Origin of the sequence: Atopostipes suicloacalis DSM 15692 (assembly GCF_900129085.1) — a bacterium.
GTDB classification, from domain to species: domain Bacteria; phylum Bacillota; class Bacilli; order Lactobacillales; family Carnobacteriaceae_A; genus Atopostipes; species Atopostipes suicloacalis.
Genome location: NZ_FQUF01000008.1, coordinates 74818 through 80861, shown reverse-complemented (window position 1 = coordinate 80861; position 6044 = coordinate 74818). Strand labels below are relative to the sequence as shown.

4 protein-coding genes and 1 rRNA gene are annotated in these 6044 nt (G+C 33.6%); all 5 read right to left on the bottom strand.

The features are described from left to right. A 16S ribosomal RNA gene (locus BUB96_RS03505) occupies positions 1–125 on the bottom strand; the annotation flags it as partial. A 561-nt stretch (positions 126–686) separates the two neighbouring features. Next, complete coding sequence (locus tag BUB96_RS03500) at positions 687–1358, bottom strand: histidine phosphatase family protein (protein ID WP_073296524.1); 672 nt, start codon at positions 1356–1358, stop codon at positions 687–689. Positions 1359–1588: 230 nt separating this feature from the next. After that, on the bottom strand, positions 1589–2857 hold the full coding sequence (locus tag BUB96_RS03495) for a family 4 glycosyl hydrolase (RefSeq protein ID WP_073296521.1): 1269 nt from the start codon (positions 2855–2857) through the stop codon (positions 1589–1591). A 151-nt stretch (positions 2858–3008) separates the two neighbouring features. Next, complete coding sequence (locus BUB96_RS03490) at positions 3009–4436, bottom strand: glycoside hydrolase family 1 protein (RefSeq protein WP_073296517.1); 1428 nt, start codon at positions 4434–4436, stop codon at positions 3009–3011. Between the two features lie 72 nt (positions 4437–4508). Then, positions 4509–5921 carry a 6-phospho-beta-galactosidase gene (gene lacG / locus BUB96_RS03485; RefSeq protein ID WP_073296514.1) on the bottom strand — a complete coding sequence of 471 codons (1413 nt, stop codon included), beginning with the start codon at positions 5919–5921 and terminating at the stop codon, positions 4509–4511. Positions 5922–6044: the final 123 nt, after the last annotated feature.

The window sequence follows — 6044 nt, the reverse complement described above, 5'->3', positions numbered from 1 at the left end:
CCACGTGTTACTCACCCGTTCGCCACTCATCCGCACTCTGCAAGCAGAGTGCTTCAGCGTTCGACTTGCATGTATTAGGCATGCCGCCAGCGTTCGTCCTGAGCCAGGATCAAACTCTCAGTTTTGGTTAAACTGGACTGACCTGCGTCAGTCTGTTTGATTTAGCTCATTACTTTTTTAAAAAAATTAACTTGTGTTGTCTTTACTACCAATATAATTGATAGAAGACCCCTGCACATTTTGGTTGTATTACTTTGTTCAGTTTTCAAAGATCAATTTGTCGGCTCAACCAATAACTGGTATTCTTGAGCACGAGATATATCTTATCATCATATGAATAACTTGTCAAACGTTTTTTGAATTTTTTACAAACTTTTTTTATAAACATTAGAATGACAACACTTAAATAAATTATGTTGATAAGAAATAAAATTCACTTGCGAAAAATTGCTTAACAAGTGAAAAGACAACAATATGTAATTCCTGTCTCGACTTATAATAGTATAGTAGTCCTCTCCGAAAGTCAACCTCTTTTTATACTTTTTGAAACTTTTTTAGCTCTTTTCTTTTAACAATGTCTTTTTAAACACCAAATGAACTGTTTCTTCTCTTAATAAGATGTTAAAAACAAAAGTTGTTATATAGTAGATACTCGATTTCTTAGTTAACTTGAATATTTCTGCCCATTACTTTAAGTACGAAATATCATTAAACTTTACAAGTTCTATTGTATTATTTCTCACTTCAACAATGGATGTACTGCAATTTTCGGGTTCGGAAATATTTTCACTTTCTTCTAATAATATTTCTAACAACAATTGAGAAGTCCCACCATGGCAGACTATTAACACTTTATTGTAATCTTCTCCAAGAAGAGTATCTAAAAATCTGTTGATGCGGCTTGAATATTGCTCATAATTTTCTGCCAAATTCATATCGTCACTTCCCGCTATAATATCTCTGATATCTTTATTGGATTGTTCTTTTAAAATTTTATTTAATGATTCACTAAAATTTTCTTGAATAGCTTCAACTGCATAATCATAATTTTCAAACACAGGTGTCCAGGGACCTTCTTCTGAGCCACCTTCGAACCCTCCATAATAAGCTTCTCTTAATAATTCAGTTTCTTTGATCTCTAGGTCCGACTTCTGCTTTTCTTCTATATACTTCGCAGTATCTACTGCTCTTTTTAAATCACTTGAGTATATCGAATCAAACTTAACTAAGGATAAATGCTCTCCAACTTCTTTTCCTTGCTGAATTCCTAAAGCCGTTAGCGGACTATCAGACCATCCTTGTACTCTTTCTAGATAATTGAATAAAGTTTGTCCGTGCCTAACAATATAAATATCCACAAATACTCTCCTAAGCCCCTTATTTATTATTTAAGTGATAAAGGTCAAAGTAACTTTATACCTTGACCTTTATTTTTTATTTAATATGACTATAGACGATCCATCTCAACAAAATCTCAAGACTTCTATTACTCCTTAAGAAATTTAGTTTCACTTAGTTCATATATCTGGTTTTCTTCCTACCCATATTACTCTTAGTATCGAACGAAATCGGCAATTTTTATTGAATTTTACGAATAAAAATTTTCAACATAATCTTCATTAACTGCAAAAATTTCTTTTAGCAAAGCATCTGAATGTTTAGCATCAGAGAACACCGGATCTAACATTAATGCTTTTCTTAAATCTGAACCATCTTTATTCATAACAGCAGATATCCAATAATCATAAACGGTTGCCATATTAGAAACAAACGATTTAATAAATTTCGGAAGATCGCCAGCTTGAAGCGGGAATATTTCTCCATTCTGAACTATAGCAGGCACTTCGACTATCGTTTCATCTGGCAAAGAAGAAAGTGTTCCATTATTAGGTACATTAATATAATGGACATGATGATTATTGGTCTGGAAACTTTCTATTAGATTAGCAACTACTTCAGAGTACTTAAACCCGCCTCTTTTTTTCAATAATTCTGGCATTTCAATTGTTTCAGGCTGAGAGTATATTTCAAGCAGCTCTTTTTCTAGCTCTTTTACTTCTTCCCCTCGACTCTTTTCTTTTTCTAGTAATTCTTCCATTCTCTCATCTGAATGTAAATACCATTGAAAATAAGGACTTAATCCTAGCTTGGTATCTTCAAGTACTTGAAGAGAAAAAGGGAAATAATATTCACCTAAGGATGCTTTTTCTGCAAGCTCGGGCAATACATTTTTTCCATCAATTAAAACTTCATCAGCAGCAGCAAAATGGTTTAAGCCTTTCCAACTCATCGAGACTGATTCTTCTGGCACATCAAAAATCTCTGCCACTGACGAAACATATGATACCGGAACGTTGCATACCCCCACAGTATTTGTTAATCCAATCCGGTGAAGATACGTTGTTAAAGGACCTGCAGGATTAGCAAAATTCATAATTCTTGCATTCGGGGCATATTCCTTAATTAAACTAGCTATTTCATTATATACTGGCACAGTTCTTAAAAATGCTCCTAATCCCGGAACTGAAACAGTTTCCACATATGGAATATGGTATTTATGCGCTAATTTTTCATCTTCTATTCTCATCTGCCCTTTACCAACACGCGGTTGGAGCAATATAAAGTCACTATTTATAATTGCATCTTTATAGGACTCCGTAGTTTCTACAGAAATATCCATTTCGGAATGTTCAATCTGTCTTTTAGCCAACGAAGCTAAAATTTCCAGCCTCTCAGAGTCTATGTCCATAAAGACTATCTTCGAAACATCTAACTTCTTTTCTAAAATCAGTTCTATCAATTCAGGGGTAAAGACACTCCCGGCACCTACAATTCCTATTTGAACATTTTCATACATGTTTTTTCTCCTTTTAAATATTTTTCTTCAGGAAATAAACTACTGCAGTAATTTCATCATTAATCTTTAGTTAATAACATTGTGCAAATTAGTCAACATATTTAAAGGCTAAAGTATTAACTTCCGCCTCTTTTCATGAGAATAAGCAACTCTAATCTTTAAATAAATATTCACCATGTGAATCAATTACTTTACGGTACCAATCAAAACTTTTTTTCTTATATCGATCCATTGTTCCTGTCCAATCATCATAGTAATCAACGAAAATAAAGCCCCAACGCTTCTTCATCGTTCCAGTTGAACCACTAACAAAATCCATTACAGCCCAATTTGTGTAACCAATTACTTCAACACCATCTGCAATAGCTTCATTTACTTGCAATAGATAATCACGTAGACCTTCAATTCTATAGTCATCATTTACTGTTAAATTTCCATTTTCATCTTTTTCTAGTTCTTCTAATTTAGAAACGCCATTTTCAACAATAAATTGTGGCAAACCATATCGATCCCAAATGATATTTAACATCAAACGTAACCCTACTGAATCAATTACCCAATTCCATTCATTAACTTCTAATTCTGGATTTTTTCGTTTACTGATTACATTCACATCTCCGATGTGTTCTTCAGCCTCTGATTCAGCTACACCACTTTGATAATAACTATAGGCAACAAAATCAACAGTATTTTCTTTTAATATTTTTAGCTCTTCTTCAGTAATATCTACTTCGATACCTTTATCTTTAAATTCCTTTAATTTCCATTTTGGATATTCTCCAAATACATGTACATCTGTATGAAATAGCATTTCTCGAGTATCAAAATACTGTTGTAACCCATCTTCTGGTTTTGGACTCATAGCATATATAGGGCCTATTGTAGTAGTACAAGCAACTTGTAAATCAGAATTAATTTCTTTAATTATTTTAATGGCTTCTGCATTAGCCACAAACATATTATGATGAATTTGTGCAATAACTGTCTCATCGATTGTATTTGGATCTTGCGAAACACCCGCTTGGAAAAATGGTTGCATTCCTGAAATGTTTACTTCATTAAATGTAAACCAATATTTTACTTTATGTTGATAGCGCTCAATAATTGTACGGACATATTTGAGATAATATTTAATCGTTTCTTTGTTGGCAAAACCATTATAATTATCCGCTAAATACAAGGGCATTTCACCAGTATGTGTAACCGTAATAACTGGTTCAATCCCATGAGCTAGTAACTCATCAAATAAATCATCATAAAACTGTAATCCAGCTTCGTTTGGTTCTTCTTCAATACCATTTGGGTAAATCCGAGTCCATGCAATTGAAGTTCTCAATGACTTTAAGCCTAGTTCCCCGAATAAAGCCACATCTTCTTTATACCGATCATAAAATTCAACGGCTCGATGTTTCAAATTTCCCTCTTCCGGTTTTTCTGTTCGACCATCCTCTGGTGAGTGTGGAATTACATCCGCTACAGCCACTCCTTTATCATCTTTATCATAAGCACCTTCAAAATGATAAGCTGCTGATGCACTTCCAAATAAAAAATCTTTACTGAACATACTTTTTTCTACCATATGAACAAACTCTCTCCTTTTAAAAGTTAAGGATAGTAGCTTTTATTAAAAACCACTATCCCTATTTAGTTATTATTTAATCTCTTTTGTTTCTGCTAATTCTTTATACCAATACGCACTCTTCTTTGGAAATCTTTCTTGCGTATCAAAATCAACATAAAAGAGCCCATATCGTTTCTCATAGCCGTTTGACCAAGAAAAGACATCCATTAACGACCAAATGAAATACCCCTTTACATTCGCTCCATCTTCTATTGCATGATGAATAGCTTTAAAGTGCTCTTTCACATAGTCAATTCTAGGCTGATCGTCGATTTTCCCGTTTTCAAAATTATCTTTATAGCCCAAACCATTTTCTGTAATATATATTTTTTTGTAGTTTGGATAGGTATTCTTTACACGCATAATTTGGTCATATAAACCTTGTGGATAGATAATCCAATCCCAATCTGTCCGAGGAACATCTACATCAAATACTTTTTCCCCAATACCTTTTAGTCGATAGACAGATGAGCCTTCGTCCCCTGTTGCATTGTGGAAAATCTCACTTTTTCCTTCATATGCTCTTATCCAATCACTCATATAGTAATTAATCCCTAGGAAATCATTTAAGTCTTTAGCTTCATTTAAGATCTCTAAATCACATTCTTTTATATCGAGATTACCACCATTTACTTCAAAAATATTGTTTACACCTTCTAGTGTTTCGTCAGAATATTTTCCGTTAAAGGTTGCATCAAGTAAAAATTGATTCTGCAAAATGTCTTGTAACTTACAGGCTCTTACGTCATCAGAATTTTCGGGATTATAAGGATAATTTGTTTGTAGCGCATGAACAATTCCAATTTCACCTTTATAATTTCCTTCTTTATATTCCTTTACAGCCCTTGCGTGTGCCAACATCATATTATGATGAGATTGAAAGGCTTTTTCGAAATCGTATTTTATACCTGGTGGGAATTTCCCAGAAATGTACTGACCATCTCCAATAGGTCCAATTTCATTAAATGTTGTCCAGTAATTAACTTTATCGCCAAATTCTTCAAAACAAAATTTAGCATAATTTACAAAATGATCGATAGTATCACGATTTAAAAAATCACCTTCTTTATGCAAAGCTTCTGGCGTATCAAAATGATGCAAGGTGACAAATGGTTCTACTCCACGTTTTTTCGCTTCATCAAGTACCTTGTGGTAAAACTGAACACCTTTTTCATTTACTTCTCCATAACCTTCTGGAAAAATACGAGACCAGGCAATAGAAATACGTATACCATTCACACCGAATTCTTCTGCCAATTTCAGATCAACTGGATATTGATGATAAAAATCACTTGCCGGTTCAGCGGTATACCAATAATTATCTTCTAAAAAGGTATCCCAAGCGACTCTTCCTTTTCCATCTTTTGAAGTTGCACCCTCAACTTGATAGGCCGCAGTCGCCCCACCAAAAATAAAATCCTCAGGTAATTTTAAGTTAGTCATAATTTCCTCCCAAAAACTCTCATATTCATTAACTTCAGTTATTATTGCATTATTAAGTATAAGCTCCCTCCATAAACATACGAAACATGGTCATGTACATCATAAGAAGGGAGCGTTATTTGA

What these genes read in the sequence shown, in the direction of transcription:
- BUB96_RS03495 (WP_073296521.1), bottom strand. Translation starts at nt 2,857, where the DNA reads ATGTATGAAAATGTTCAAATAGGAATTGTAGGTGCCGGGAGTGTCTTT.
- BUB96_RS03490 (WP_073296517.1), bottom strand. Translation starts at nt 4,436, where the DNA reads ATGGTAGAAAAAAGTATGTTCAGTAAAGATTTTTTATTTGGAAGTGCA.
- lacG (WP_073296514.1), bottom strand. Translation starts at nt 5,921, where the DNA reads ATGACTAACTTAAAATTACCTGAGGATTTTATTTTTGGTGGGGCGACT.